General features: G+C 36.6%; 28 protein-coding genes. 13 read left to right on the plus strand and 15 right to left on the minus strand.

Features of this window, described 5'->3' with window-relative positions; all coding sequences use genetic code 11:
• The 4 genes from ABZC96_RS01350 to ABZC96_RS01365 all read right to left on the minus strand — a co-directional run.
• Window positions 1-245: succinylglutamate desuccinylase/aspartoacylase family protein (locus ABZC96_RS01350; protein ID WP_373028529.1), on the minus strand; the 245-nt coding region annotated here is incomplete at its 3' end.
• Between the two features lies 1 nt (window position 246).
• The gene (gene rimK / locus ABZC96_RS01355) at window positions 247-1173 is read right to left on the minus strand and encodes a 30S ribosomal protein S6--L-glutamate ligase (protein ID WP_373028531.1); all 927 of its coding nucleotides are present in this window, start codon (window positions 1171-1173) and stop codon (window positions 247-249) included.
• Complete coding sequence (locus ABZC96_RS01360) at window positions 1174-1587, minus strand: ATP-dependent zinc protease (RefSeq protein ID WP_373028533.1); 414 nt, start codon at window positions 1585-1587, stop codon at window positions 1174-1176.
• Window positions 1588-1602: 15 nt separating this feature from the next.
• Window positions 1603-2700 (minus strand): peptidase M42, encoded by a 1098-nt coding sequence (locus ABZC96_RS01365; RefSeq protein WP_373028535.1) that lies wholly within the window; start codon window positions 2698-2700, stop codon window positions 1603-1605.
• Window positions 2701-3023: 323 nt separating this feature from the next.
• Here ABZC96_RS01365 and ABZC96_RS01370 point away from each other — a divergent pair, with 323 nt between their 5' ends.
• Window positions 3024-4181, plus strand: coding sequence for a Fic family protein (locus ABZC96_RS01370; protein WP_373028536.1), 1158 nt, complete (start codon window positions 3024-3026; stop codon window positions 4179-4181).
• An 81-nt stretch (window positions 4182-4262) separates the two neighbouring features.
• Here the strand turns inward: ABZC96_RS01370 and ABZC96_RS01375 are convergent, their stop codons facing one another.
• From ABZC96_RS01375 to ABZC96_RS01400, 6 genes are all read right to left on the minus strand, one after another.
• Window positions 4263-5711 (minus strand): S1C family serine protease, encoded by a 1449-nt coding sequence (locus ABZC96_RS01375; RefSeq protein ID WP_373028537.1) that lies wholly within the window; start codon window positions 5709-5711, stop codon window positions 4263-4265.
• Window positions 5712-5744: 33 nt separating this feature from the next.
• Window positions 5745-6188 (minus strand): DUF523 domain-containing protein, encoded by a 444-nt coding sequence (locus tag ABZC96_RS01380; RefSeq protein ID WP_373028539.1) that lies wholly within the window; start codon window positions 6186-6188, stop codon window positions 5745-5747.
• A 2-nt stretch (window positions 6189-6190) separates the two neighbouring features.
• Window positions 6191-6670 (minus strand): DUF420 domain-containing protein, encoded by a 480-nt coding sequence (locus tag ABZC96_RS01385; protein WP_373028540.1) that lies wholly within the window; start codon window positions 6668-6670, stop codon window positions 6191-6193.
• Between the two features lie 24 nt (window positions 6671-6694).
• Window positions 6695-8122: an aldehyde dehydrogenase family protein gene (locus tag ABZC96_RS01390; protein WP_373028541.1), complete on the minus strand. Its 1428-nt coding sequence runs from the start codon at window positions 8120-8122 to the stop codon at window positions 6695-6697.
• A 163-nt stretch (window positions 8123-8285) separates the two neighbouring features.
• Window positions 8286-8939, minus strand: a complete 654-nt coding sequence (locus tag ABZC96_RS01395) for a Crp/Fnr family transcriptional regulator (protein WP_373028542.1) — start codon at window positions 8937-8939, stop codon at window positions 8286-8288.
• A gap of 129 nt (window positions 8940-9068) precedes the next feature.
• Window positions 9069-9401 (minus strand): hypothetical protein, encoded by a 333-nt coding sequence (locus tag ABZC96_RS01400; protein WP_373028543.1) that lies wholly within the window; start codon window positions 9399-9401, stop codon window positions 9069-9071.
• 326 nt (window positions 9402-9727) lie between these two features.
• Here ABZC96_RS01400 and ABZC96_RS01405 point away from each other — a divergent pair, with 326 nt between their 5' ends.
• The 12 genes from ABZC96_RS01405 to ABZC96_RS01460 all read left to right on the plus strand — a co-directional run bounded on the left by ABZC96_RS01405 (window position 9728) and on the right by ABZC96_RS01460 (window position 24061).
• Window positions 9728-10222 (plus strand): hypothetical protein, encoded by a 495-nt coding sequence (locus tag ABZC96_RS01405; protein ID WP_373028545.1) that lies wholly within the window; start codon window positions 9728-9730, stop codon window positions 10220-10222.
• Window positions 10222-13854: a nitrate reductase subunit alpha gene (locus ABZC96_RS01410; RefSeq protein ID WP_373028547.1), complete on the plus strand. Its 3633-nt coding sequence runs from the start codon at window positions 10222-10224 to the stop codon at window positions 13852-13854. The genes ABZC96_RS01405 and ABZC96_RS01410 overlap by 1 nt, the downstream gene beginning before the upstream one ends.
• A 30-nt stretch (window positions 13855-13884) precedes the next feature.
• Window positions 13885-15429, plus strand: a complete 1545-nt coding sequence (gene narH, locus ABZC96_RS01415) for a nitrate reductase subunit beta (RefSeq protein ID WP_373028548.1) — start codon at window positions 13885-13887, stop codon at window positions 15427-15429.
• A gap of 1 nt (window position 15430) precedes the next feature.
• On the plus strand, window positions 15431-16162 hold the full coding sequence (locus tag ABZC96_RS01420) for a hypothetical protein (RefSeq protein ID WP_373028549.1): 732 nt from the start codon (window positions 15431-15433) through the stop codon (window positions 16160-16162).
• A 14-nt stretch (window positions 16163-16176) separates the two neighbouring features.
• A complete protein-coding gene (gene narI / locus ABZC96_RS01425) occupies window positions 16177-16887 on the plus strand; it encodes a respiratory nitrate reductase subunit gamma (protein ID WP_373028552.1) in 711 nt (236 codons plus the stop codon).
• Between the two features lie 153 nt (window positions 16888-17040).
• A complete protein-coding gene (locus tag ABZC96_RS01430; RefSeq protein WP_373028554.1) occupies window positions 17041-18522 on the plus strand; it encodes a nitrate/nitrite transporter in 1482 nt (493 codons plus the stop codon).
• 22 nt (window positions 18523-18544) lie between these two features.
• Window positions 18545-19114: a hemerythrin domain-containing protein gene (locus ABZC96_RS01435; RefSeq protein ID WP_373028555.1), complete on the plus strand. Its 570-nt coding sequence runs from the start codon at window positions 18545-18547 to the stop codon at window positions 19112-19114.
• A 2-nt stretch (window positions 19115-19116) separates the two neighbouring features.
• Window positions 19117-19767, plus strand: coding sequence for a hemerythrin domain-containing protein (locus tag ABZC96_RS01440; RefSeq protein ID WP_373028570.1), 651 nt, complete (start codon window positions 19117-19119; stop codon window positions 19765-19767).
• A gap of 1 nt (window position 19768) precedes the next feature.
• Window positions 19769-21340, plus strand: a complete 1572-nt coding sequence (locus ABZC96_RS01445; protein WP_373028556.1) for a hypothetical protein — start codon at window positions 19769-19771, stop codon at window positions 21338-21340.
• Window positions 21341-21478: 138 nt separating this feature from the next.
• Window positions 21479-22108 (plus strand): carbonic anhydrase, encoded by a 630-nt coding sequence (locus tag ABZC96_RS01450; protein WP_373028557.1) that lies wholly within the window; start codon window positions 21479-21481, stop codon window positions 22106-22108.
• Between the two features lie 15 nt (window positions 22109-22123).
• Window positions 22124-23284, plus strand: a complete 1161-nt coding sequence (locus ABZC96_RS01455) for a multiheme c-type cytochrome (RefSeq protein WP_373028559.1) — start codon at window positions 22124-22126, stop codon at window positions 23282-23284.
• An 18-nt stretch (window positions 23285-23302) separates the two neighbouring features.
• The gene (locus ABZC96_RS01460; RefSeq protein WP_373028560.1) at window positions 23303-24061 is read left to right on the plus strand and encodes a hypothetical protein; all 759 of its coding nucleotides are present in this window, start codon (window positions 23303-23305) and stop codon (window positions 24059-24061) included.
• A gap of 4 nt (window positions 24062-24065) precedes the next feature.
• Here the strand turns inward: ABZC96_RS01460 and ABZC96_RS01465 are convergent, their stop codons facing one another.
• From ABZC96_RS01465 to nrdD (ABZC96_RS01485), 5 genes are all read right to left on the minus strand, one after another.
• Window positions 24066-24743, minus strand: a complete 678-nt coding sequence (locus ABZC96_RS01465; protein WP_373028562.1) for a Crp/Fnr family transcriptional regulator — start codon at window positions 24741-24743, stop codon at window positions 24066-24068.
• Between the two features lie 107 nt (window positions 24744-24850).
• Window positions 24851-25525: an anaerobic ribonucleoside-triphosphate reductase activating protein gene (locus ABZC96_RS01470; protein WP_373028564.1), complete on the minus strand. Its 675-nt coding sequence runs from the start codon at window positions 25523-25525 to the stop codon at window positions 24851-24853.
• A complete protein-coding gene (nrdD, locus tag ABZC96_RS01475; protein ID WP_373028566.1) occupies window positions 25515-25688 on the minus strand; it encodes an anaerobic ribonucleoside-triphosphate reductase in 174 nt (57 codons plus the stop codon). The genes ABZC96_RS01470 and nrdD (ABZC96_RS01475) overlap by 11 nt, the downstream gene beginning before the upstream one ends.
• A gap of 10 nt (window positions 25689-25698) precedes the next feature.
• A complete protein-coding gene (locus ABZC96_RS01480; protein ID WP_373028567.1) occupies window positions 25699-26025 on the minus strand; it encodes a hypothetical protein in 327 nt (108 codons plus the stop codon).
• On the minus strand, window positions 26025-26357 hold a 333-nt coding region (gene nrdD / locus ABZC96_RS01485), incomplete at its 5' end, for an anaerobic ribonucleoside-triphosphate reductase (protein ID WP_373028569.1). The genes nrdD (ABZC96_RS01485) and ABZC96_RS01480, both read right to left, overlap by 1 nt.

Genomic DNA, 26357 nt, shown 5'->3' on the forward strand with positions numbered 1-26357 from the left:
ACCGTTCCCTTAAGCCTCTTCAGGATACTCAACATCCTAAATCTTCTAATAATCTCTATACCATTCAGTTCATCCCCATGAATGGCGGCACTGATAAAAACAATCGGTCCGTCTTTTTTACCTCTAATCACCCTGACTGGTAACTTCGTAGGTGTATTATACATCTTGGGTAATTCAAGACTAACCGTTACATTGACACCTCTGGGTATCACTACCCCACCTAGCACAAATTGTGAATGAGGCATTTTAAGCTCCGATGTTATCTTTTTTAAGACGACGTTTTTTATTATCTTCTATAGGTGAGATACTTGCCCCAATATAATTCATGATCTTACCTGCTATATCAACACCCGTAGCTTTCTCTATACCTTCAAGTCCTGGTGAAGAGTTAACTTCCATGACCAAAGGTCCACGGTCAGAAGGAATCATATCCACACCACAGACACCCAGTCCCATGGCTTTAGCTGCTGCTAGGGCCATAGATTTTTCTTTTCTATTGAGCTTATAAGCAGTAGCACTTCCCCCTTGATGAAGATTGGAACGGAAGTCTCCCTCTGCACCCTGACGCTTCATAGCACCAACTACTTCGCCATTGACAACTAATGCACGTATGTCAGCCCCTCCAGCCTCTTTAATGAACTCTTGTACCAAAAGGTTTACATCCATTCCATAAAAAGCATCCAAAACTGACTGTGCAGCTTTTTGTGTTTCTGCCAATACAACACCGACACCCTGGGTCCCCTCAAGGATTTTAAGTACTAATGGTGTACCGCCGCTGAGTTTAATAACATCTTTGGCATTGGCCTTATTGGACGCAAAAACGGTCTTAGGCATATCTACACCTTGTCTTGACAAAACTTGAAGGCTTCTAAGTTTATCTCTAGATCTTGCAATGGCAAGATTTCCTGCCACACTGAAAGCACCCATGATCTCAAAGTGACGTACCATCGCAGTACCAAAAAAGGTACGACTTGCGCCAATGCGGGGGATAATGGCATCAGGAACAGGTAGAAGTTCCCCATTATAGATTACTGCCAACTCATCCTTTATAATTTCTATGGTACACATCAAGTAATCAATCACACGAATATCCCATCCTTTTGCCTCACCAGCCTCTATCAATCTTTTGGTTGAATATAATGTTGAATTTCTTGAAAGTATGTAAACCGTCATTTATTTGTCCTTTTTTGTTATATATTTGTGAGAAACATCTATCAGATAATGATGTGAAAGAAAACGTCTCCCTATTAACATAGGATACTTCATATTCTCACGGTTTGTCAACGATATTTCTGCTTCATAAGTTTTGTATCCCAGTTTTATTGAGGATTTTATAAAAATTCTCTCTTCACTTCTCCCATTTGAACTTTTGACTCTTTTGATCTTATATATAGGTAGCGTTATCTTTTTCCCATGATAAGCTTCATGTACTTCATCATGAAGTAAAAAAGTAACTACATCACCTTCAACCTTCATATCATCACAATGCAAGGAGCAGGAATCTGCTCCAGTGTCTATCTTAGCGTCTAAGTCAAACAGTTCGATCTCTGGTAGATCAACTGATTCTATATATCCCACTACTTCCATTTTTTTCCTTTTTTATTATAGGTAAAGGGCTTCAAGCACTTTTATTGCATCCATTAATGCAGCCATAGAGACTGTCTCACTAGTGGTATGATAGCCTGTTGTAGGCAATTGAAAAGTTGTACCTTGTATACTTCCCTCACTTGCATTCACTAAACGACCCATTTCCGTACTTCCTAATGAATAAGGTGCACGATTTTTCTCTGCAAGTTCCTTATTTATATTCTCTATGAATTCATCTTTATAGCCATATTTAATTGACAATTTATTACAAATATCTATGATCTTTGGGCTCAATGATGATGAGAACTTTGCATTTGCATCTTTATGACGTAGTACAATATGCTGTGCATCAGCACTTTTCCTATCTGGATAGGGGCTGGTGTCAAGCACCAAAAGTTCATCTGTACTAATGTCTCGCCCTCTAAACCACTCCAATAAAAAACGCCAACTTTTACCTACTTCTTCTTGCGCCGTAAAAAAAGCTCTTCCCTGATATCCTCTCTCATACAGAAAAAGAATGATGGCAGCACTTAGTACATTATCAAGTTGAGCAGAAAGATGTTCATCTTCATAGCTCAAAGTATCCACATAAGCTACAGGAGTGCCTGCATGCAGATGCTCCAAACCTTTAACGTTAAAAAGTAAATTTACTCTGCGCTCACAAAAATAGGCATTGTCAATTTCGCCTAACCCCAGATAGGCTCCAGACCAAGGATCATAAGCCTGAACACGTTGATGCATAAAACGTTCTTTAATATCCCTATACGTCTTTTCTGCCACAGAGTCTCCTGTCAAGTCTCCTCTGTTTTGTGCAGTAAACGCAGCATATTGAAATTCATTAGGTCCCGTACACACCAAACCATGACGATCAATATGTGCACTGATCATTCCACTATCTGGATCATTTCCTTCTGCAACTAAAACACCTTCATGCAGTGCAGCTTGGATACCGATCACTTCAAGTTCTTTTTTCAAAAAAAGAAAAAAGTAGTGTTCTGCACCAACTACAGAAGGTGTCCTAATAAGCTGTTTCAGAATATCTAAGAAACGGCTCATTTCTACGGTGGAAGCGCCTGTTTCTCGAATATGTTTTAAAAAAATCTCTTTGAACAATATTATCTTTTTCCTTTAACTGAAATACTAAGATATTATATCATTTTTATAACCTAATTACTCAACTCTTCATAGAACCATCTATGTACTATTCATCGAAAAGTTTTTTCCACAGCGCACTACTTAAGCAATGTATTAAAATTAGGATCATTTGAATCGACTTTATAAAAAAAGGCCATAACGTTCTTAACTTTTTTCTTTGTATTTTAAAATGATATAATCATCACCTATTTATATATCAATAAATGATACAATAAACAAGCCTTTTAATATCAAATGATGTAATGGTTATATATGATATTCATATCAAAAGTGAGAATAGAATGACAAATAGCAAAAAAAAATGGATATGGGAGCATGCAGATTATCCTAACTTTCCATATGATAAAGACAGAATAAAAGAGAAGTTGAGAAGGGTTGAATACCTAAGAGGGCTACTTGCAGGTATTCTTTCTTTTGCAAACAAAAAAGATCTTGATCAGCTTGAAATAACCAGTATTACAGATGAGATAATCGGTACTTCTCAAATAGAAGGAGAGTACCTGAGAAGAGAGAGTGTAAAAGACTCAGTAGCAAATGCAATTAACAGTGAATACACTTCAGCAAAAGATATGTCTACAAGGCATACCGATAACCTTGCAGAGCTTACGCTGGACAGTTATCGAAACAATGAGCCTTTATCTCTTGAAAGACTGCATGGCTGGCACAATGCAATTTTTGCAAACACTAGTGGCTACGAAGGCATCAAAAAAATAACTATAGGTGCATTTAGAAACTATGATGATATGAAAGTTGTTGAAAATTTATTTGGCAGAGAAGGCAAAATTGTAAAATACATTGCTCCTCCCCATCATCTTATAACAAAAGATATTGAAGCATTAATAGAATATTGTAATACAAGTGATGAGAATCCTTACATAAAAAGTGCATTAGCACACTTATGGTTTGTCTCTATACACCCTTATGATGATGGGAATGGCCGGATCTCTAGAGCTATTGCAGATTATATTCTTTCTCGTGATACACAAGATGAGTACAAAATATATTCTATGGCTACTGCAATATACGCAAAGCGTGTAGAGTATTATAATACTTTGGATATGACTACCAACTTGCGCAAGAATAGACATTACGACTTCACCCTCTGGATAGAGTGGAATATAGATATTCTTATTAGTGCTCTGGAGAAATCTCATAAAAATATTCTCTTTATAATAAAGAAGACGAAGTTTTGGGACAAATATAGAGAAGTTAAATTAACCAAAAATCATATACAGTTCCTAGATGCTTTCATAGATGGTCTTTTAAAAAGTAAAAAAAACGAATTTTCAAATAATGACTACAGGAAAATTACGGGAGCCAGTTCTGTGACTGCAAGCAGACATATTAAAAAACTGCTTGAATGTGGGTGTATTAGGAAGATAGAAGGAAAAGCAAAACGAAATGCCAGCTACACTCTCATATTTGACGAAGCGAATTAAAAAATAGTGATTCCTGTCTGTTTTCCTTGCTTTTTCTTATTTTAATAAGTTATTCAAACCTTATAAAATAATCTATATATTTTACTTCCTTAGATCTATTGATTTATCAAACTCTATATTATACTTTTTAAGTATGGCACTTTGTTTTGCTTGGGCCTCTTCTCTATCAATGATCACTTTCACACCATCATTGTCTTCCAAGACGATATACTGACTCTTCACTGCTTCCATCTTTTGATAAAATTCTTTAAAGTTTTTAAATGGTTCTCCGTTAACTTTATCTATGGGCCACATTGCAAAATCATTGTCTCCTCTACTCATATCTGAAGCCAATACTTTCAGTAGAACCACAACTTCACTTTTATCTTTTTCTTGCCATTTTCCAGCCAAATTGCTCAGCTTTAAACGGTTAAGGTTTGTGGATACAATGAGGTTTCTAGTTAAAGGAGAAAAGACATATCCACCATAAACAAAATAACTCGGCATCTCATCATAACGTGTTGTTTTGACCAAATACATATCGTCAGCTGTGTAATCTAAATCTGCTTCAACTTGCATATTTTTCTTATCACGGATGATATCAAGCTTTATTTTTTCACCCATTTGATAGGCATCTACAAAATGCTGATAATGTGTAAACTCATGTTTTCTAAACTCTACCGTCCCGTCATTTTCCACATTGTGCCCGTCTACTGCAGTTAATATGTCACCTTCCTGAAGCAATCCTGCAAGCGATGAATTGTGAACCACTTTCACAATCAGTTTCCCGCTGACATTATCATCAAGTCCATAGTAGCGTCTCATGGCTGGATTTTCCAATTTTTGTGTACCTAAACCCAAATCTGCAAACCCGTCATACTTTCCATCTTTCATATCTTCTATGAAATGTTTCACCATATTCACAGGTACCAAGTAACCAATGTTTTGAGACTTGCTTATCATTTGCATCACAACACCGACTATCTTCCCATCTGAGAGTGCAGGACCTCCAGAATTTCCAGGGTTCACTGCAGCATCTACCTGGACTGCCAAAAAAGACTCACCACTATGTGCATAGGTATGATGTTCTATACGTGAAACTACTCCAATCGTTGCAGAGAGAGTACTTCCTCCCATAGGATAACCATAAACAACAATTTTTTGTTCAACATTGGGAAGTGAACCAAAAGTGAGCGGTTTTACCCCTTCAAAAAATGCCTTTTCCTCTACTTTTAAGAGTGCCAGATCCGCCTGATGGGAAACTGCATACACTTTGGCGATATAGCGTTTACGTTGACCATAACGCTGTACTTCTAAAAAGGCTTGGTCAGCTACGACATGTGCATTCGTAAGAATGTATCCACCTTCTATAATGGCACCAGAACCTGTACTACTGCGCATTGAACTGTTCCAAGGTTCTTGGTAGTTTGGTATTTTTGCATTGGTGTAGATTTTAACGATAGCTTCTTTGGTACCATTTTCTTGATGTGCACTTGCAGTTAAAAAGAGTGTATTTAGTAGCACCATCCATATTATTTTACGAATTGGCATTTAGTACCTCTCTACAGTGATTTTCATTTCTTCTCATACTAATCCCCTAAAATCTTCTGCATCTACGCAGGTGATATTTCGTTTTTTTGCTTCTTGTACCATAAGACCTGCTTCTTCTGAAGAGAGTAAATTTTTCTCTTCATCATAAAGTCTAGCAGAACATACCCCACAACTTGGACTTCTATCCTTACCTATAAACAGATCTACATCTGGGTGTGTATCAAAAAATAGTGTAGCATATTGAATGATAGGAGTAGATAAATCTTCTCCATTTAAATTGGATATGGCTTTATGCCCTTCTTGTGTTTCTATCAGATCCATCGTAGGACGAGGCGTACCAAAGGCAAAATCTTCAGGACAAAAACGAATAAGTTGGGCATCTTTTAATTGTTCCAAAAGTATTTCATTTTTGTTGTCTGTCGCATCATAGCGACACTTTTCACCCAAAAGACAAGCAGAAATGGCGACCTTTTTCATATTTAATATATAAAGAGTAACGCATAAACCCAAGCACCGGTTAACATAGTTAATATAATGCCTATAAAAGTGCGTATTCCATCTTTTTTATGTGCCTCAGAATAAAGTCCTGGAAGCGTAGATTGTCTTTTATAACGCTTTGCATAATAAAGTGTCATTACCCATAAAATCAATGTAATTACAGAGATGATGATATGAAAAATCAATACATACAAGAGATAATCATGTGATACAGAACTACCTTCCATCAGATTCTTGTATCCACCCTCCATACGCACGCCATATTCAAAAAATCCCACTACGATCACAGATGTTATAAAAAGTAGTTTCTGTACCTTTTCATGTGCACTATAATTCTTTTTCTTGGCAAGCATGATCGCCCCATAAATCAAAAAAGGTAACGCTGCAACAATTACAGATACAATATCCATAAAAAGTGGTGCCCTCGTTCCTAAAAACCCTGCTTGAAATATATAATCCATAAAAACCCTTATTTATTTAATTTTTTAGCAAATCACAATTGACTTGACTTCAGTAAACTCTTCAAGTGCCCACTTAGGACCTTCTCTTCCTACACCTGAAAGCTTGGCACCACCATAAGGCTGTACATCAAAACGAAGCGTTGGTATATCATTGATGACCACACCGCCACACTCGGCATCTTCTATAAATGCCTGTGTCATTTTCAGATCATTGGTGAAAATAGAAAACTGTAAGCCGTATGGTGAATCATTCATTTTTTCTACTGCCGTTTCATAGTCTGCTACAGCTACCAAACTTACGATAGGTGCGAATACTTCTTCACAGATGATCTTCATGTCATCTGTAACATCTGCCATAACTGTTGGAGTGAAGATACCATCTACCTCTACACCGCCTGCGATGACTTTTGCCCCTTCACTTTTTGCTGAAGCTATCCATCCATTCGCTCTTTGTTTAGACTCATCATCTATCAACGGTCCCATAAATGTATCTTCTTCATATGGTGAACCGACTTTCAGTTTGTTCGTCTCTTGTGCTATAAGTTCTGCAAACGCTTCATAAACCTCTTCATTCACATAAATACGCTGAAGAGAAATACACACTTGTCCCGAGTTATAAAAAGCACCAAAAGCACAACGTGCAGCTGCGAGAGCTAGGTCTGCACTTTTATCTATATAAGTTGCAGCATTACCGCCAAGCTCAAGGCTTACTTTCTTAATACCTGCCTGTTTCGTAATAATGTTTCCTACTGGCACAGAACCTGTAAAACTGATCACCCTTGGAATGTCACTTTGTACCAAGGTCGAACCCACCTCAGCATCACCATATACTACAGAGAGTGCATCTTTAATGGCATAATCCGAGTCTACAAAAAGCTTTGCAAACATATAAGCTGTCATAGGTGCTTCAGGTGTAGGTTTCAGTACAACACAGTTTCCTGCACCTAATGCGGGGGCTATCTTATGTGCTACAAGATTCAGAGGAAAATTAAACGGTGTGATACAGGCAACTACTCCAACAGGTTCCCGTCTAAAATATGCCAATGTTTTTTTACCGCTAGGCATAATGTCTGTAGGCAGTGTTTCTCCTGAAAGATTTGCAAGTTCCATCACAGTGATCTTGATCGTTTCCACACAACGTTCTACTTCGATACGTGAAAATGCGATAGGCTTTGCCACTTCTTTCGCCAACATCAAAGCAAAGGCTTCTTTCTCTTCTGTAAGTCTTTTAGCTACATCCTCCAGCCATAAAATACGCTGAGACAATGGTGATCTGGCTGCTTCTTTACTTGCAGCTTTAGCAATGTTGAGTGCCTTAAGTGTGTCGTCCACATCACATACAGGAGCTGTACTTACCACAGTACCATCAAAAGGACTCATTCGTTCCTGTTGTACTTCTTTATTTTCTTCAGTAGAACCAAAAAATATTTTGGCTTGTGCTATATTAGACATTGTTGTACCTTATTTGTAAAATTGTTTGATTATAGCAAATTGGGGATAAAAGGTAATGGAGTTTTATTTATTTCGTTTTGCATGACTGCAAGAAGCCTCATCACAGTAACTTTTTTTGAATACAAATTTATACAAAAAATTCTTTAACCATCAAGTAGATTTATTAACTCTTAAACGTATTTGTTTCAATAATATTGAGAAGTGCTGCTTCGTCAAGTATTGTTACTATATGATTATCTATAGTAATAATATTTCCTTTTTTAAGTTTACTTAGAGTTCGAGATAATGTTTCAGGGGTTATGTTAAGTGTCATTGCTATTTCAGTGTTTTTAAGAGATTCAAATATTGAAGGATTATTATATATCAAGTCTGCTATTTTGGCTACAGAAGAGAAAATGGTCTCTTTATGAAGTACGTCTGCATGCAGTTTCATTCTTTCAGACATTAGCTTGACAAGTGATCGAGAAAAATTTGCATCCTGAAGATATTCATCAAATTTCTCCATTGGTAAAAGCCCTATAATGCCGTCAGTTATAAATTCGCATGTCGCAGGGAATGGTATCTTTTCAAATGAGGCAAAATAGGCAACAACAATAGGTGCGATAAAATTATGCATATGTAATTGGGTACCGTTAGGAGAAGTTTTATAAAGTTTTACCGTTCCATCAAGCAAAATTTGTAAATAATCACTCTCATCACCTTCATAAAAAAGAATGCTACCTTTACTGTAATGATGTATATAGACATGTGCTTGTAACTCTTCTAATTGCTCTTTGCGCAGCCCTGAAAACATCGGTATATCTTTAAGTTGGAACATATTCATAAATCCTTGATGTAGCTCAAGGAAATTATATCATATAAACCTAATATAATATGTTGAACATAAGCTCAATTATGCCATGCGCTTAGAAATGAGTAAATCTCTCACAATTGGATTTATGGTCTATCAACCGCTACAAGAAGTTTGGCTAAGATCAGCTTTTTCGCTCTCACCTATTTTGTAAGAAAACGTAAGTTTTACACGGCCATCTTCTAGATCTTGCACTTCAATATCATAATTTTCACCAATCTTAGAGACCAGCCCTCCAGCATTTGTATGATTGATCATCACTAACTTTTTACCAGATTCATTAATAAGCTTTAATCCTGCCATTGCATTCACCATCGGTTCTGGTGGTCCGCACTTTGAAGTGTCAAACTCAAAGATTTGATCTTCTCCTAATTTATATGTAAAAAATGGCACAGATGCACCAATTACCTCAATCTTTTTCTTAAACATATTCTCTCCTTCTTACATTATTGTGTATTGTACTTATTTGCATAAAATATAACCTTGATTAATATCAATGAACGATGAAATCTATAAAAAAGAGTGATTATATCCTATTTAAATATCTAAATAAGAGTGAATTTATCCCATTTAAAGCCCGTAATAACGCTATTATAATTAATAATTATTTAGATAGAATATGACACGTTATTAGTTTTGTGTTATAAGTTGTTTTGATGGTAATTATTATAAAAATGTTGATTTAAATCAATATTTACGTCAATACAAAAGAGTACACTTGGGATGAAAAAATTAAATCTAGGAGGAAGTAAATGATGTTTAATCGTTTAATTTTGTTTGTTTTGTTTATGACTGCTACCAGTTTCGGAGCAGACGCAAACAATGGTGCGAAGCTGTTTGATGGAACAAAATCGTTTGAGAATGGCGCGGTTGCATGTGTGGCATGTCACAATGTTAATAGTGCTATGGTTATTAGTGGTGGAACATTGGCTATGGATTTGTCTGCTATGGGTGGTGCCATAGAGTATTCACTTGGCAGCATTGATGCTATGTCGTCTGATGTGATGAAGGCAGCTTATAAAGGTAAGATGTTAACAAAAGCCGAAATAGCTGATATTGACGCATTTTTAATGAAAGCTGCTGCTGAGCCTGGTGAAGGTTCCGGAAGTAACTTTGTTATTATGGGGCTTATACTTGCTGCTATTCTCTATGTAGTATTATCTATGCTAAATAGTAGAAAAAAATTAAAAAGATCTGTCAACCAAGACTTATATGACAGACAAATGAAATCAAGTTGGAGGGATCAATAATGAGTTGGATACAAGATATAGTAAACCCAGAAACACGTCAATGGGAAGAGTTTTATAGAAATAGATTTCAACATGATAAAATTGTAAGAAGTACGCATGGTGTTAACTGTACAGGTTCTTGTTCCTGGCAAGTAGCAGTTAAAGACGGTATTGTTGTTTGGGAAACCCAACAGATAGACTATCCGGAAATAGATAGTAAATTACCTGGATATGAGCCAAGAGGATGTCAAAGAGGTATCTCTTTCTCATGGTACTTATATAGCCCGATCAGAATCAAATTTCCTCTAATCAGAGGTGCATTACTTGATGCCTATAGAGAAGAGAAACGTAAAGCTGGTGGAGATCCTATGGCAGCATGGGCAAATCTTCAAGCAGATAAGACTAAGAGAAAAGCGTATCAACATGCTAGAGGTAGAGGTGGATTTAGAAGAGCAACTTGGGATGAAGCGCAAGAGATCATGACAAATGCCACTATCTATACTGCTAAAAAATATGGCCCGGACCGTGTAGTTGGGTTCTCTCCAATTCCTGCGATGTCTATGCTAAGTTATGCTGCAGGATCTAGATTTTTACAACTATTTGGTGGTGTAAACATTTCTTTCTACGACTGGTACTGTGACCTTCCACCATCATTCCCTGAAATTTGGGGTGAGCAAACAGACTGTGCTGAGAGTGCTGACTGGTATAATGCTAAGATGATCGTAGATATGGGTGCAAACCTTAACATGACTAGAACCCCAGATGCTCACTTCTTTGCAGAAGCTAGACACAATGGTACAAAAACGATTGTATGTGCACCTGACTTTTCTATGGTTAGTAAGTTTGCAGACCAATGGGTTCCACTTCACGCTGGTAGTGATGGTGCTTTCTGGCAAGCAATCACACATGTTGTTCTTAAAGAGTTCCACCATGACAAACAAGTTCCATACTTCAATGATTACTTGAAAAAATATTCTGATGTACCATACCTAGTAAAAATTGAAGCAGATGAGACTGGTATTGTAAAACCAGGTAGACTTTTAAGAGCAAACGAATTAGCAGAATATGCAGACATCGAAAATGGTGACTGGAAATTTATCCAGCATGATGCAACAACTGGAAACTTTGTAGTACCAAAAGGTAGTATGGGTCACAGATGGGATAAGCAAGAAACTGGTAAATGGAACATGAAGCTAGAGAACTCTATCGATGATCAACCTTATGATCCTTCACTTACCTTTATTAATGATAATGATGGTGTAGTTTTAGCTGCATTTGATGACTTTGGTCTAGATGAGCAACAAATGAGAGGTGTACCTGTTAAATATATCACTACAACATCTGGTGAAAAAGTAGCTGTTGCAACTACGTTTGATGTTCACTTTGCTCAGTATGGTGTAAACCGTGGGCTAGAGGGTGCATATCCAAAAGATTACAGTGATAAAACTGCTGCATATACTCCAGCTTGGCAAGAGATCTTTACAGGTGTTGATGCTAAGACGATTATCTCTATCGCTAGAGAATGGGGTAATACAGGTGAGATCACTGAAGGTAAGAACATGGTTATCGTTGGTGCCGGTATTAACCAATGGTATCACCAAAACCTTATGTATAGAGCTGCTACTATGGCACTTATCTTTACAGGCTCAGTTGGTAAAAATGGTGGTGGGATTAATCACTACGTTGGACAAGAAAAACTTGCGCCTGTAGACTCATGGGGAAGTATCGCACTTGCAAAAGACTGGAATTCAACTGCCAGACTACAACAAGGTCCTATCTGGCACTATATGAATACAGATCAGTACAGATATGATACTAAACATGCCGATTATAATACTGTTCCTGATAATAAACATACTCGTGGTCACATGGCTGACGATATCTTTAAATCAGTAAGAATGGGTCACATGCCATTTTATCCACAGTTTGACAAAAATCCATTAGAACTTGCTAAAGAAGCGGGTAATGATGATAATGCAACGATTCAAAATCATGTACTAGAAGAGCTAAAAAGTAAAAAACTGAAATATGCTGTTAGTGATGTAGATGCTGAAGAGAACTTCCCACGTGTATGGTACATTTGGAGAGGTAATGCTATCGCAGGTAGTATGAAAGGTCAAGAGTATGCAATGAGACATTACCTTGGTACAAATACAGATAACATTACAGCAACAGATCAAGCAGCAACTGAAGAGGTTGTATGGCATGACATCGCACCTGTAGGTAAAATGGACTTGGTTATTGACCTTAACTTTAGAATGGATTCATCTGCACTATATTCAGATATCGTTCTTCCATCTGCTTCATGGTATGAAAAAGCTGATATCAACTCTACTGATATGCACTCGTTTATTCACCCACTTGGTGAAGCTGTTTCTCCTGTATGGGAAGCAAAAACTGACTGGCAGATCTTTAGTGATATCGCTAAAAACATAAGTGAAGCTGCTAAAATTCATATGCCAGGTACATATAAAGATGTTGTAACTGTTCCTCTAGGACACGATAGTGCTGATGAGATCACACAAAGTACAATCAAAGACTGGTATAAAGGTGAATGTGAAGCTATCCCTGGACAGACAATGCATAAAATTGCTATCCAAGAGAGAAGCTATGTAGATCTTTATGACAAATATATCCGTCTTGGACCAAACATGAGAAATGGTGCTGGAGCTCACGGAAACAGCTATGAGACAGAAGAAGCGTATGATGAGATGATCGAGTCAAATCACTTCGTAACAGAATTGGAAGAGTTCAATGGTAAGATTTATCCATCATTGAAAAAAGATATTTCTGCTATTGATGCGGTTCTTCATTTATCAAGTGTGACCAATGGTTCATTATCAAACAAAGCGTATGCTAATGCAGAGAAGAAAACGGGTCTTGACCTTAGAGGTATAGCACAAGGACAAGAACATCTTCGTTTAAATTATAAAAAATTGACAAAGACGATTGCAAGATATAACACATCTCCTGTATGGTCAGGTCTGATAGATACAGATAGAGCGTATGCAGCGTATACCTACAACGTAGAAAAAATGGTGCCATGGAGAACATTAACAGGAAGACAACATACTTACCTTGATCATGAACTTTACATTGCACACGGTGAGCACTTACCAACATACAAACCTTCTCCAAATAAAGAAGTGTATGGTGACTTAAGAGAAACAGTTGTTAGCGGCGATGCGAAAGTACTTTCTTGTTTGACACCACATGGTAAGTGGCACATCCACTCTACCTATATGGATAACATTAGAATGTTAACGTTGTCACGTGGTATGGAACCTTGTTGGCTCAGTGAAGCTGATGCAGCTGATCTTGGTATCAAAGATAATGACTGGGTTGAAGTTCTCAATGATAATGGTGTATATACAACCAGAGCCTGTGTAAGTGCCAGAATACCTAAAGGTGTAACGATTGTTTACCATACAATTGAAAGAACTGTAGGTCTTCCATTGACAGATAAACGTGATGGATTTAAAGGTGGGACAAGAAGTGGTGGTAACAATGCCATTACAAGAGTTCGTCTTAAACCAAATCTCTTAGCAGGTGGATATGGACAATTTACATACTACTTTAACTACTGGGGTCCAGTAGCCGTAAACAGAGATGCTCACGTTGTTGTTAGAAAAAAAGACAGTGTTGTCTTTTAATCAATTGAAATAGAAATTAAGGAGAATAAGATGGATGTAAGATCACAAATGTCAATGGTTTTCCACCTGGATAAATGTCTAGGTTGTCATACTTGTACAGTTGCATGTAAAAACATATGGACAGACCGTAAAGGTGCAGAATATATGTGGTTCAACAACGTTGAGACAAAACCAGGAACTGGTTACCCAACAAAATGGGAAGACCAGGAGATATATAAAGGTGGATGGGAAAAAAGAGGTGAGAAGATTGCACTTAAAGGTGCAGGTAAACTTAAAGGATTAATGAATATTTTCCATAATCCAAATATGCCGGTTATTGAGGACTACTATGAGCCATTTACGTATAAATATTTAGACCTTACAGAAGCCCCACAATCAGATGTACAACCAGTGGCAAGACCGGTTTCACTCATCACAGGTAAACCTATCGATATCAAGATGGGACCAAACTGGGATGATGATTTAAGTGGTACCCCTGACTTTGCAAGAAAAGATCCAAACTTGGAAAACCTTACACCTGCAGAGCAAGAAGCGATGTTCCAGTTAGAACAAATGGCAATGTATTACCTGCCACGTATCTGTAACCACTGTCTAAACCCTGCTTGTGTAGCATCTTGTCCATCAGGAGCTATCTACAAAAGAGGTGAAGATGGAGTTGTACTCATAGACCAAAATGTATGTAAAGCTTGGAGAATGTGTGTCACTGCATGTCCATACAAAAAAACATACTACAACTGGAGTACAGGAAAGTCGGAAAAATGTCTTTTATGTTTCCCTAGAATAGAAGTAGGAGAAGCACCGGCGTGTATGCACTCATGTGTAGGACGTATTAGATACTTGGGTGTTATGCTTTATGATGCAGACAAAATTGAAGCAGTAGCTTCTGTAGATGAGAAAGATCTTATCTCTGCACAAATGGATATCTATTTAGATCCGTTCGACCCAGAAGTGATTGCTCAAGCAAAAGCAAATGGTATAGCAGATTCTACACTAAAAGCTGCACAAGAATCACCTATTTACAAGTTTGTAAAAGAGTGGGGTATTGCATTGCCGTTACACGCAGAATTTAGAACACTGCCTAACTTGTTCTATGTGCCACCTATGTTACCAGTAATGGCAACAATCAGTGAGAATACGAAAGATAATTCAACTCTGAATGATAAAGCAAAAGCATGGGATGATAAATGGTTATATGATACAAGCCTAGATGATATCTTTGGTAATATTGATAACATGAGAATGCCTCTTAAATATATGGCAAGTCTCTTTGGTGCTGGGGATGAAGATATTATGGCCGAGAAGCTTAAAAAACTTATGGCTATCAGAATCTATAGAAGACATGTCACTGTTGGTGATATCTCCAAAGCTAAGTCTGATGCAGCACTTGCTGAAATTGGATTAGATGAAACAATGGCAGAAGCAATTTATAAGATGACATCATTGGCTAAATTTGATGATAGATTCGTAATCCCTGCAGCTCACAGAGAACAAGCCATTGAGATGCTTGAATCTACTGCAGATGTTAAAGGTAACACTGGATTTGGTTGGACACCAAAACCAGTTAGAGGAATATAAGATGAAAAGAGATCATTACACAACACTCTCTCGTCTTTTTGACTATCCTGATGAGAGCTATAATTCACTTGTCACAAACATGATAAGTGAATTGGGATCAGAGTATCCTGATGCTTCTGAGGAATTAGAAGCATTTTCAAAATTGCTACCAACTGATATCTATCAACTTCAAGAGATTTATACAAAATCCTTTGAAGTACAGGCGGTCACATCATTAGAAATAGGGTATTTACTCTACGGTGATGACTATACAAGAGGTGAAGTAATGGTTCACTTAAGTAAAGAACATAAAATAGTTGGAAATGAACTTGGTACAGAGCTCTCTGACCACCTTGGGAATGTCTTAAGACTACTCCCTAAAATGCAAGATGAAGCTGTCATCCATGATCTGGTCACGATGATGATAGGACCTGCAGTAGAAGTTATGATGAAAGAGTATAGTCCAAAGAACATGGAAGCAAAAGATAAGTTGTACAAAAAACAGTACAAAACATTGATCGTGCCTTCTATTCCTGTAGGTATGTTCTTGCACCTTATCAAAGCACTCTACATGATACTTGATAATGACTTTACTCTCATTAAAGAGAATAAACCATTTGGCGATGCAAGTTTTCTTGGATTCCTCTCTGCTGAGTTAGAAGTTGAAGAAGGTAAAAAAAGTTCGAACAGCTGTGCACCTACGTTTGATACGTCTGGTGTTATGACTGGTAGTAGCTGTGGTGGCTGCGTATAATAAAGGAGTTTAATATGGACGGATTATTGTTTGGGGCATTCCCTTATGTAGCGTTGACGATCTTTGTCGTCGGAACGATCTATAGATATAGAGGTGGCTTTAAGTATTCATCTCTATCTTCTCAGTTTTTAGAATCAAAGAAATTCTACTCTGGCTCTGTGCCTTTTCACGTAGGAATTCTTGTAGTGTTTTTTGCACACTTAGTTGCATTTGTTTTTCCAGGCTTTACCTTTGGTGGAAGTAACTTGGTAACAATGGAAACGATTATGCTTGCATTTAGTATCTTGGCAATTTTTGGCTTGCTTTTACTTTTCATTAGAAGAGTAACAAATGAAAGAGTACAAATGGTAACCAATAAAATGGATATTATTATAGAAGTTCTTCTTCTTGTACAATTCATTATAGGTGTCTATATCGCTGTTTCACTCAAATGGGGTTCAGCATGGTATGCATCTGACATGGTGCCTTATCTATGGTCAATATTTACATTTAGTCCTGATGTTGCAGCTGTTGCGGCTACACCACATCTTATTAAGGCTCATATTGTTCTTGCATTTGTGATCATCTTGCTCATACCATTCTCAAGATTGGTACACTTCTTGGTAGCACCTTTGCATTACATTGCAAGACCATACCAAGTAGTAAGATGGAACTGGGATAAGAAGAAGATTAGAGATCCTGAGCAACCTTGGGAAGATGTAATTCAAAGACCAAAAAATAATTGATTAATGTCAATAATTTAAAACAAAGAATAGCTTATAATCCTTATAGCTATTCTTTATATATAACTCTGTTTGCTTTTTTGAGTATTTATGGAAATACTCAAATAATCAAATAGCGTAATGATTTGATTATATTAAATTATTCAAGGATTAGGTATGATGACAGAAGCCACGGGTAAATCACATAAAATGCTCTTTTTCAATACACTCGCATTTACGGTTGCCTTTGCAGCATGGATGTTAAATGGGGTATTGGTTACATTTTTAGTGAGTAATGAGGTATTTGACTGGTCAGCTTCAGAGATGGGTTGGCTTATGGGTATCCCTGTTTTAACAGGTGCATTAATGAGATTTCCAGTAGGTATCTTAACAGATAAATTTGGTGGTAAATGGGTATATGGAGGTTTACTTCTTATATCAGCCATCCCTATGTATCTACTTTCTACTGCTACTACCTTTACTGAATATGCATTCTATAGCTTTGGATTTGGTATCACTGGAGCCACTTTTGCTGTAGGTATTGCTTTTACTTCTGTATGGTATCCTAAAAAAAACCAAGGTACTGTACTTGGTATCTTCGGTGCAGGTAATGCAGGGGCAGCGGCAACATCTCTACTTGCTCCTGCTATCTTACTTCAACTCACAGCCTCTGACAATATGGAAGGATGGAGAACACTTCCTATATACTACTCTGTCATGTTAGTTGGTATGGGTATTATATTCCTTCTCTTTACTGAAAACAGAAAAACGCATGCAGCCGAAAAAACCTTACGAGTCATGATGAAACCACTCAAAGACCTACAAGTCTGGAAATTTGGTCTATGGTACTTCTTGGTATTTGGTTGTTTTGTTGCATTTTCTCAGTGGCTCATCCCTTACTTTGTAAATGTATACTATCTTCCACTTATTACAGCTGGTTTCCTTGCAGCTGCATTCTCTTTTCCTTCAGGTGTTATTCGTGCATTTGGCGGATGGCTCTCTGATCTATATGGTGGGAGGAAAGTAATGACAGCGGTACTTGCTACTTCTGTAATTATCTCTGCGATGCTTATGGTTCCTAAAGTTGATGTTTTTTCACCAGGTAAAGGTATCATAGCCGCTATACCAGGAACCGTAACAGCAGTCACAGAAAACAGCGTTACTGTAGGTAAAAGAGTTTACAAATTCTCACCAAAAGAGAAACATCATGAAATCAGTGCTACTGAAAGTGACAAAATACACATACTTCCAGAGAAGAAAACTTGGCAAGAGGCTGTCGTAAAAGTCGGTGACAAAGTAGCGAAAAAACAACTCCTAGTAAAAGGAACAACCAGAATATCATTCCAAGCAAATGTTTGGATATTTGCTGCTTTAGCCATCTTACTTGGTGCTATATGGGGTATTGGTAAAGCAGGTGTATATAAGTATATCCCGGAAAACTATCCTGATGATGTTGGTATGGTTGGTGGAGTTGTTGGTGTACTAGGAGGATTAGGTGGATTCTTTACCCCTATTATCTTTGGTTACCTACTTGAGTACACTGGGCTTTGGTCAAGTGCATGGGCATTTATGTTAGTACTCTCATTTGCGGGAATGTGGTGGTTGTTACACGATATCGCTCATAAAGCTGATAAGCATGCGAAGCTTAATAAATCATAAAACAAAGGAGTAAATTACAAACATGAATTTTAATCCAAAGACAGAAACAGAAGAAAAAATTGGGATAGATATAGATGAAATACCTTATGAAGATATGCATCCATTTCTACAAGAACTCATAGATGAACACCATGTTTATACTAAAGAGTTAAATGCTTTTGAAGAAGCTGTTGCCATGATAGAGAGCGGAAAAGTTGACAGAGAAGTAGATGAGAAATTACGTCAGTTCTTTTCTTATTTCGACGATCAGATTGTAAGTTACGACCAAGAAGGAGAAAAATACCTTTTTGTCAGTGTCTCAAAAAAGATGATTACAGATGAAAACTTTAATGTCATAGAGTTTTTAGAAGCTGACCATGTGAAGTCTATACAAATGGCGGCTATCACATTTAATATGCTTGCACTCTTTTCAAGAGTCCCTGATAAGCAATCACGTTTTATTGTTTTGGACGTAGCTTTAAAGCAAGCTAAAGAGTTAATAGAGTTATTAAGAGTGCATATTTACCGTGAAGATACTATGATCTTCCCTTATGCACAAAGAAATTTCACTCATGAAGAATTGACTGAAATACAACAAAGGAGTAAATCGTGAACATGGAGTTTAACCCAAATGGAACGATGGAACCAGAAGTGGAGATAGATATGGAGGGTGGCGTATCACCTTATGCCCCTCCGGAAGCTTATAACCCTCCGAGTAAAGGTGAAGAGATACCTTATGAGGATATGCATCCATTTTTACAAGAATTCATTGATGACCACAACTCTTATACTAAAGAGTTAAATGCTTTTGAAGCAACTATTGCACTGATAGAAGGTGGAAGAGTAGACAAAGACATAGATGTGAGATTGCGTCAGTTCTTTACTTTTTTCGATAATACGATTGTAAATCATAATCAGGAAGAAGAGAAATATCTTTTTCCTAAGATTTCTAAAAAGATGATAGCAGATGGAGAACACTCAAAAGCAGATAAAAATTATACTGTCATAGATGTTTTAGAAGATGATCACGTGAAATCTATACAAATGGCTGCTGTAACATATAATATGTTTGTACTCTTTTCAAGAATCCCTGATGAGAGATCACGTTATATCATATTGGATGTGGCACTAAATCAGGCTAAAGAGTTACTAGAGTTATTAAGAGTGCATATTTACCGTGAAGATACTATTATCTTCACCTATGCACAAAAAAATTTCACCAATGAAGAATTGACTGAAATTCAACAAAAAACAAAAGGAGCGTGAAATGAGTATTAACATAGAAAAATGGGACGTTGAAGACAAGGACTTTTGGGAAAAAGAAGGTAAAAAGGTAGCCAATAAAAATCTTTGGATTTCTATTCCGGCACTATTATTAGCATTCTCCGTATGGCTTATGTGGGGTATGTTGATCGTTCAGATGAAAAAAATGGGCTTTACTCTAGGTATGAACCCTCAAACACCTGAAGACTGGGCGAATGTAAATTCACTTTTATGGACACTACCTGCCATTGCTGGTCTAGCAGGAGCAACGCTTAGAATTCCAAACGGATTTCTTATTGGTATTGGTGGAGGTAGAAATGTTATCTTCTTAACAACTTCTCTTCTTCTTATTCCTGCTTTTGGTGCGGGATGGGCTATGGGAAATCCAGATACCTCTTATATAACATTAGCCATTCTTGCTGCGACATCAGGTTTTGGTGGAGGTAACTTCTCCTCTTCCATGTCAAACATCTCTTACTTCTTCCCTAAAAGAGTACAAGGTACATCACTTGGACTGAACGCAGGACTTGGTAACCTAGGTGTAAGTACAATGCAATTCCTTATTCCTATGGTATTAGCATCTGGTGTATTTTCGGCTGGTATGATGATGCCAAATTCTGAGAAAATAGTTTATCTTCAAGATGCTGCTTGGGTATGGGTTCCACTCATTATGGTAGTTGCTATTGCTGCTTTCTTTGGTATGAACAACCTTAAAAGTGCTACACCTAACTTAGGTAACTATGCAGGTGAGTTTGGAAAAACGATCCTTCTTCTTATATTTGGTGTGGCTGCTGCCGGTCTTGGTGCATTTATGCTCATCTCTTTAAAGATCAATATGTGGATAGTACTTCCTGTAGTTGTTGTGGTGACACTAGTTTTAATGAAGTTTTTATCACCAGGTGAACTTAAAGGAAACCTTGATAAACAATTTGACATTTTTGGTAACAAGCACACATGGATCATGACTATTATCTATACAATGACATTTGGTTCATTCATCGGATATGCTGCATCATTCCCTAAATTGATCCAAGATATCTTTGGTGGTGAGATCAACCCATTTGCTTATGCGTTCCTTGGGCCGCTTGTTGGTGCACTGATCAGACCTGTAGGTGGTTGGTTAGCAGATAAAGTAGGATCTGGTGCAAGAGTAACTACTTGGAGTACTATTTTACAAATTGTTGCAGCATTGGCTGTTGCATATTTTGTAGTTAGAGCAAGAGAAGTAGCTGCTATTGAAGGTGCTGCTGCAGCCGCTGCACAATACTGGTGGCCATTCTTCTGGGGCTTTATGGCGCTATTTGCTGGTACTGGTATCGGTAATGGTTCCACATTTAGATCTATCCCTTATATCTTTAATAAGGTACAAGCAGGACCAGTTCTTGGTTGGACAGCTGCTATTGCTGCTTATGGTGCATTTATCATGCCTAAACTATTTGGTCAGCAGATCAAGGCTGGACACGCAGAGTATGCGATCTACGGATTTGTAGCGTACTATGTACTTTGTCTTATCTTAAACTTTATCTACTATGATAGAAAAGGTGCAGGTTGGGCAGATAAAGGCGGACAACCATAGAAGAAATTTTAAAATAGATTATAAATTAATTTTAAAAGCGTAGGAGAGTGAGCCCCCTTGCTCTCCCGCACTATAAATCAAATTCAAAATATATTTTTGGTATTTTTTGAATTTAATTTAAGAAAAGAGATTTGACATATGGATATTAGAAATATCTTTAAAAACAATAAAAAGTGGGCACAGGAACAGCTAAACAAAAACCCAAACTTTTTTACTTCTTTGTCAGAACATCAACACCCTAACTATCTATGGATAGGATGCTCTGATAGTAGAGTACAAACTAGTCAAATTATGAATTTACCTCCTGGTGAGGTCTTTGTGCACAGAAACATTGCCAATATAGTTGCACTTACAGACTTTAATTGCCTCGCTGCCATAGAGTACGCTGTAGATGTGCTAAAAGTAGAACATATCATCGTATGCGGACATTACGGTTGTGGTGGCGTAAAAGCAGCAATGGATAGTAATACCCCTGGAGGGGTAGAAGCAGCTATAGCTAGTAATGCCGCTGGATATGTAGGCAATTGGCTTAGCAATATTATAGACATCATTAAATTTAATGAAGACAAACTAAAAAACTTAAATGAAGAGGAAAGATACAATAAAGTATGTGAATTAAATGTATTAGAACAGGTTAAACATGTATCAGATACTACTATCGTTCAAAATGCCTGGAAGAAAAATGCAAACCTTACCATACACGGTTGGATATATAGCCTAGATGATGGTATACTCCATGACTTACGTATAGACAAAAATACTATATAAATCACTGGACTTAACATGAGAAAAATATTCATTTATCTATATATTTTGTTTACGGTTAGTGCATTTGCCGAATTACCTGCCAATAGTACATGTAAAATGTGTCATCCTAAAATATACAAAGAGTACAAGACAAGCGCTCATAGCAAGTCTACTATATATGAAGACGCTATTCATAAAACCATATGGGACATGCATCCACATAAAAAGAAAAACAAATACACATGTGCCAAGTGTCATACGCCAGCCGATACAAGGATTTTAAAAGCCCTTCAAAATGGTACAAATGCAATGCCACAGGATGATGATCTGCATCATGAAGCGATAGCCTGTATTACATGCCACTCAATCAAAAGTATCCAAAGTCATCCAAAGTCCCATGATGAAATCGTGTTGGCTGACAATGACAAAAAACGACCCATTATTTTTGCTGCGAATAAAAAAAATAGAAATGACAAAGGTTTGTATGTAAGAGAATATGGAATGTTTAAATCTAAATCAAGATCTCCCTACCATGATATAAACTACACAAATGAACTTTTCTATGCTGGAAAAATGTGTCTAGGGTGTCATAAGCATATGGAAAATACCCATGGTCAAAACATCTGTACCACAGACAGTAAAGGTGCTATAGATGAAGAGTCAAACTGTATCACATGTCATATGCCAAAAATAGAAGGGAGTATCTCCGGTGCTCCAATGTCTAAAACACATAGATTTCATGGTTTTGCAGGTACGAAGAACAGACCCGATCTATTGGCAAAATATTTGAAAATACATTTTAAGAAAACAGTATCTGGATTTGAAATAACGCTTAAAAATGAAGCAAAACATAATTTGCTATTGCACCCGTTAAGACTAGGAAAACTAAATGTAAATATTAAAAGTGCAACTAAAACAGATACACTAAAATCAATTTCATTCTTTAGAATATTGGGTGCTGAGGGTAAGCCTGCCATGCCATGGCTCGCTACCGAGATTTTCAAAGAAAATATGCTTAAAGCAGATGAAGTCAGAACTTTAAAATATGATACAAAGGTGCAAAGTGGAGATATTGTTGAAGTTGAATTTGGATATTATTTGGTAAATCCAGAAATGCATAAAAAGTTAAATCTTACTGACAATGAAAAAGCTACAAAATTTAATATACTTAAAACGGAATCTTTTATAGTCCAATAATTAAAACAAGGAAAAAACATGCCAGATACTGTAAATAATACTTTTGCATATACATCAAGCACATTACTGAATGCCTATAAAAAACGACGAGAGGAGTTATTACCTTTACTTAAAGAAGAAAAGGATGAGGATATTTTAAAAAAAATCCATCTTGCCTTGCTATCAATAGATTTATGTATACAAATTTTTAATGATGCAAACCGAAATTTTCCTCTTATTAACAAAGAAATACTCGAACAAGCTGATCAAAATATCGCTCTTGTAAAAAATAAAACTGCCGGCATTAAAAAACTTAAAAAAAGTATTGCTGCTTTAAATGAATTAGACAATATTATTTTTAAGCAAAAAATGCATTATTCTATAGAATTATCCAATAGTGACAGTAACCAGATACCAGCAGAGATTGCTTCAAATATATTAAAAGAAAACGCTTTTTTATTTACACATGTATTGCATGTACTTTACAACAATGCTAACCAAGAAGAGGTTTTTAATACTATTACAGCGCATATAAAATATATTTTAGGTTTATGTATTATAGATCCTATATCATACGGAAGTGATATTTATAAAGAGATGCTAGATGAGAGAGAAAAATATAGTATAACAAATGAAATAGACACATTTATATTTAACACACACCATTTTTGTTTAACTATTTTGCTTTTTACAAAACATTGGATGGGTTACAAAGAATACTCTTTAGAAGCAGCTGAGAAAGATTTGAATGATAAAATTAATGATATTTTAAAACAAAGACAAAGTAATCCTAGTTAAATATTTACTTGCAGACACCTGAGCAAACTATAGATTGTATACTATTTGTCTCAACTATTTCTCTCAGGGCATCCTCATCAAGTACAGTTACAACATGGTCTTTAATGATGATGACTTCTTCTTTTTTTAATTTTGTCAAAATACGAGAAAGGGTCTCTGGCGTCATATTAAGTATAGAAGCTATTTCATTATTTTTAAGGCGTTCAAAAACAGATGCATTGTTAAGTAGGAAATCTGCTATCTTTGCTTCTGAAGAATAAATCGTCTCTTTATGCAGTAACTCTGCCAGTATTTTCATTCTCTTTAACAATGAAGAGATTAAAGAAAGTGCCAACTTTGTATTATTTAAACAGCCATAGAGTTTATCAAGTGGAAGCAGTCCCATGGTACCATCAGTCAAAAATTCACACGTTGCAGGAAAAGGTATACGTTCCAATGTAGGGAAAAGTGCCACCATTTCAGGTGCTACAAAATTATGCATATGTATCGTAGTACCTTTGGGACTTGTTTTAAAAAGCTTTACTGTACCCTCAAGTAAAACATACAAGAATTCGCCCTCATCCCCTTCATAAAAAACAATGGAATCTTTCGAATACTGGCGTACCTGCATTTGTGTATATACTGATTTTAACTGCTCTTCTGTAAGTTCAGAAAACAATGGTATTTCTTGAATTGTGTGCATACATTAATTCCTCTTAATAATCAAAATAAGTATACCATATCAATTTAATATAAACAAATGTATCCTAGATATCTATTGCATTACCTACATACTCAAAAGTGATATTTTCATCTCCAAACCACTTTCAACGCACTAGAAAGCTGTGATGTATCAAAAGTGTTTTTCTCTTCTTGAATCTTTCCAATTGTGTTCTCTGTAAAGACAAATGGTTGTAGATAATACGTACCAATGTATCCTCTTTTAATCAAATCTTTAATGATCCTGTTAATTTCCTCTACTCTTAACAAGTCACTATGTATTGTTGTTCTTACCTCAAAAGAAAACTGCTTCTGTATTAAAAAATTGAGCGTCTTAGAGAAACTGTCAAAATGTTTATCTTTTGTTATCTCAAAATACTTCTCTTTGGGGGCCTTGTAGTCAAGTGAAATATAATCAACCAGTCTGTTTTCTACCAATATTTGAACCAATTTAGGATTTAACCCATTCGTATCCAGCTTGATTTTAAATTTTAACTGCTTGATCTTTTTACAAAACTCTACTAGATCATTATAGAGTGTAGCTTCTCCTCCCGATAAAACGACTGCTTCAAGAAGTCCTACTCTATTTTGTAAAAATGCTATCGCTTCCTCTTCAGTGATCTCTCCTTCTCCAAATACAATATCTTTATTGTAACAATACACACAACGCATATTACACTTGGCGAACCAAAAAATAGCCGCTAAATGATCGGGATAATCCAACGCCGTAAAGGGAGTAATATCATAAAGAGGTTTATGCGGCATTGATTTGTGATGCTTTTTCAAGAAAAAACTTTCTCTCTTGGTGCTCACCTTTTTTACCGATATTAAAACTCTCAACCGGTCTATGGTACCCCATCACTCTTGTGTAAACAATGCATTTTGTTCTTTGTACTTCATTACGATGAAGCATCTCTTCTTTTTTCATCTTTTTCCTCCTATGTTAATAAAAATTGCTCTACGCACTCTTTAGCATTACGCACCAATATATCAATCTCTTCTTTGCTCGCATCCTCTATATGAATGCCGCAAATGACTAAGAGATCTTTTCCTATTTTATCATAAATGACATTTGCCATTTTCTCTGAGACTATATGATCTTTATGCCCTTTCTTGCTCATAGTTTGCAAATGGTCTTTGGATTCTATCAATGTTACTGAACCAATATGTTCCTCCTCTCCGCCTGAGATGATGACAAGCCTGTCCTTACCTATTTTATAAGACTTTAATATGACGTTATAGCGTCCTTCACCTGCGCTGATCATCAACATGCCTTCTGCAAAATCTCTTCATCACATTTGGGGCAATACTCATGTTCCCCGGAGAGATAACCATGTTTTTCGCAAACAGAAAATGTCGGTGTTATAGTAATATAAGGCAGTTTGAAATTACTGATGACAGTTTTTACCAGTTTTCTAGCTGCTTCCGAGGAGCTGATCTTCTCTCTCATATAAAGATGCAATACAGTTCCCCCTGTATATTTGCACTGTAGATCATCTTGCAGTGTTAATGCCTCAAAAGGATCATCGGTATAAAATGCAGGGATTTGAGAAGAGTTGGTATAGTAATTGTTCTCCTTCGTTCCTGCCTGGATAAT

The sequence above is a fragment of the Sulfurovum sp. genome, from assembly GCF_041551015.1.
Lineage (GTDB): Bacteria > Campylobacterota > Campylobacteria > Campylobacterales > Sulfurovaceae > Sulfurovum.

Coding starts and splice junctions, on each gene's coding strand:
- ABZC96_RS01420 (WP_373028549.1), top strand. CDS start 15,431: ATGAAAAGAGATCATTACACAACACTCTCTCGTCTTTTTGACTATCCT.
- ABZC96_RS01360 (WP_373028533.1), bottom strand. CDS start 1,587: ATGGAAGTAGTGGGATATATAGAATCAGTTGATCTACCAGAGATCGAA.
- rimK (WP_373028531.1), bottom strand. CDS start 1,173: ATGACGGTTTACATACTTTCAAGAAATTCAACATTATATTCAACCAAA.
- ABZC96_RS01435 (WP_373028555.1), top strand. CDS start 18,545: ATGAATTTTAATCCAAAGACAGAAACAGAAGAAAAAATTGGGATAGAT.
- nrdD (WP_373028566.1), bottom strand. CDS start 25,688: ATGAAAAAAGAAGAGATGCTTCATCGTAATGAAGTACAAAGAACAAAA.
- ABZC96_RS01455 (WP_373028559.1), top strand. CDS start 22,124: ATGAGAAAAATATTCATTTATCTATATATTTTGTTTACGGTTAGTGCA.
- ABZC96_RS01470 (WP_373028564.1), bottom strand. CDS start 25,525: ATGCCGCATAAACCTCTTTATGATATTACTCCCTTTACGGCGTTGGAT.
- ABZC96_RS01480 (WP_373028567.1), bottom strand. CDS start 26,025: ATGATCAGCGCAGGTGAAGGACGCTATAACGTCATATTAAAGTCTTAT.
- ABZC96_RS01465 (WP_373028562.1), bottom strand. CDS start 24,743: ATGCACACAATTCAAGAAATACCATTGTTTTCTGAACTTACAGAAGAG.
- ABZC96_RS01395 (WP_373028542.1), bottom strand. CDS start 8,939: ATGTTCCAACTTAAAGATATACCGATGTTTTCAGGGCTGCGCAAAGAG.
- ABZC96_RS01410 (WP_373028547.1), top strand. CDS start 10,222: ATGAGTTGGATACAAGATATAGTAAACCCAGAAACACGTCAATGGGAA.
- ABZC96_RS01460 (WP_373028560.1), top strand. CDS start 23,303: ATGCCAGATACTGTAAATAATACTTTTGCATATACATCAAGCACATTA.
- ABZC96_RS01390 (WP_373028541.1), bottom strand. CDS start 8,122: ATGTCTAATATAGCACAAGCCAAAATATTTTTTGGTTCTACTGAAGAA.
- ABZC96_RS01405 (WP_373028545.1), top strand. CDS start 9,728: ATGTTTAATCGTTTAATTTTGTTTGTTTTGTTTATGACTGCTACCAGT.
- ABZC96_RS01445 (WP_373028556.1), top strand. CDS start 19,769: ATGAGTATTAACATAGAAAAATGGGACGTTGAAGACAAGGACTTTTGG.
- ABZC96_RS01380 (WP_373028539.1), bottom strand. CDS start 6,188: ATGAAAAAGGTCGCCATTTCTGCTTGTCTTTTGGGTGAAAAGTGTCGC.
- ABZC96_RS01430 (WP_373028554.1), top strand. CDS start 17,041: ATGATGACAGAAGCCACGGGTAAATCACATAAAATGCTCTTTTTCAAT.
- ABZC96_RS01440 (WP_373028570.1), top strand. CDS start 19,117: ATGGAGTTTAACCCAAATGGAACGATGGAACCAGAAGTGGAGATAGAT.
- ABZC96_RS01400 (WP_373028543.1), bottom strand. CDS start 9,401: ATGTTTAAGAAAAAGATTGAGGTAATTGGTGCATCTGTGCCATTTTTT.
- ABZC96_RS01450 (WP_373028557.1), top strand. CDS start 21,479: ATGGATATTAGAAATATCTTTAAAAACAATAAAAAGTGGGCACAGGAA.
- ABZC96_RS01370 (WP_373028536.1), top strand. CDS start 3,024: ATGACAAATAGCAAAAAAAAATGGATATGGGAGCATGCAGATTATCCT.
- ABZC96_RS01375 (WP_373028537.1), bottom strand. CDS start 5,711: ATGCCAATTCGTAAAATAATATGGATGGTGCTACTAAATACACTCTTT.
- narI (WP_373028552.1), top strand. CDS start 16,177: ATGGACGGATTATTGTTTGGGGCATTCCCTTATGTAGCGTTGACGATC.
- ABZC96_RS01385 (WP_373028540.1), bottom strand. CDS start 6,670: ATGGATTATATATTTCAAGCAGGGTTTTTAGGAACGAGGGCACCACTT.
- narH (WP_373028548.1), top strand. CDS start 13,885: ATGGATGTAAGATCACAAATGTCAATGGTTTTCCACCTGGATAAATGT.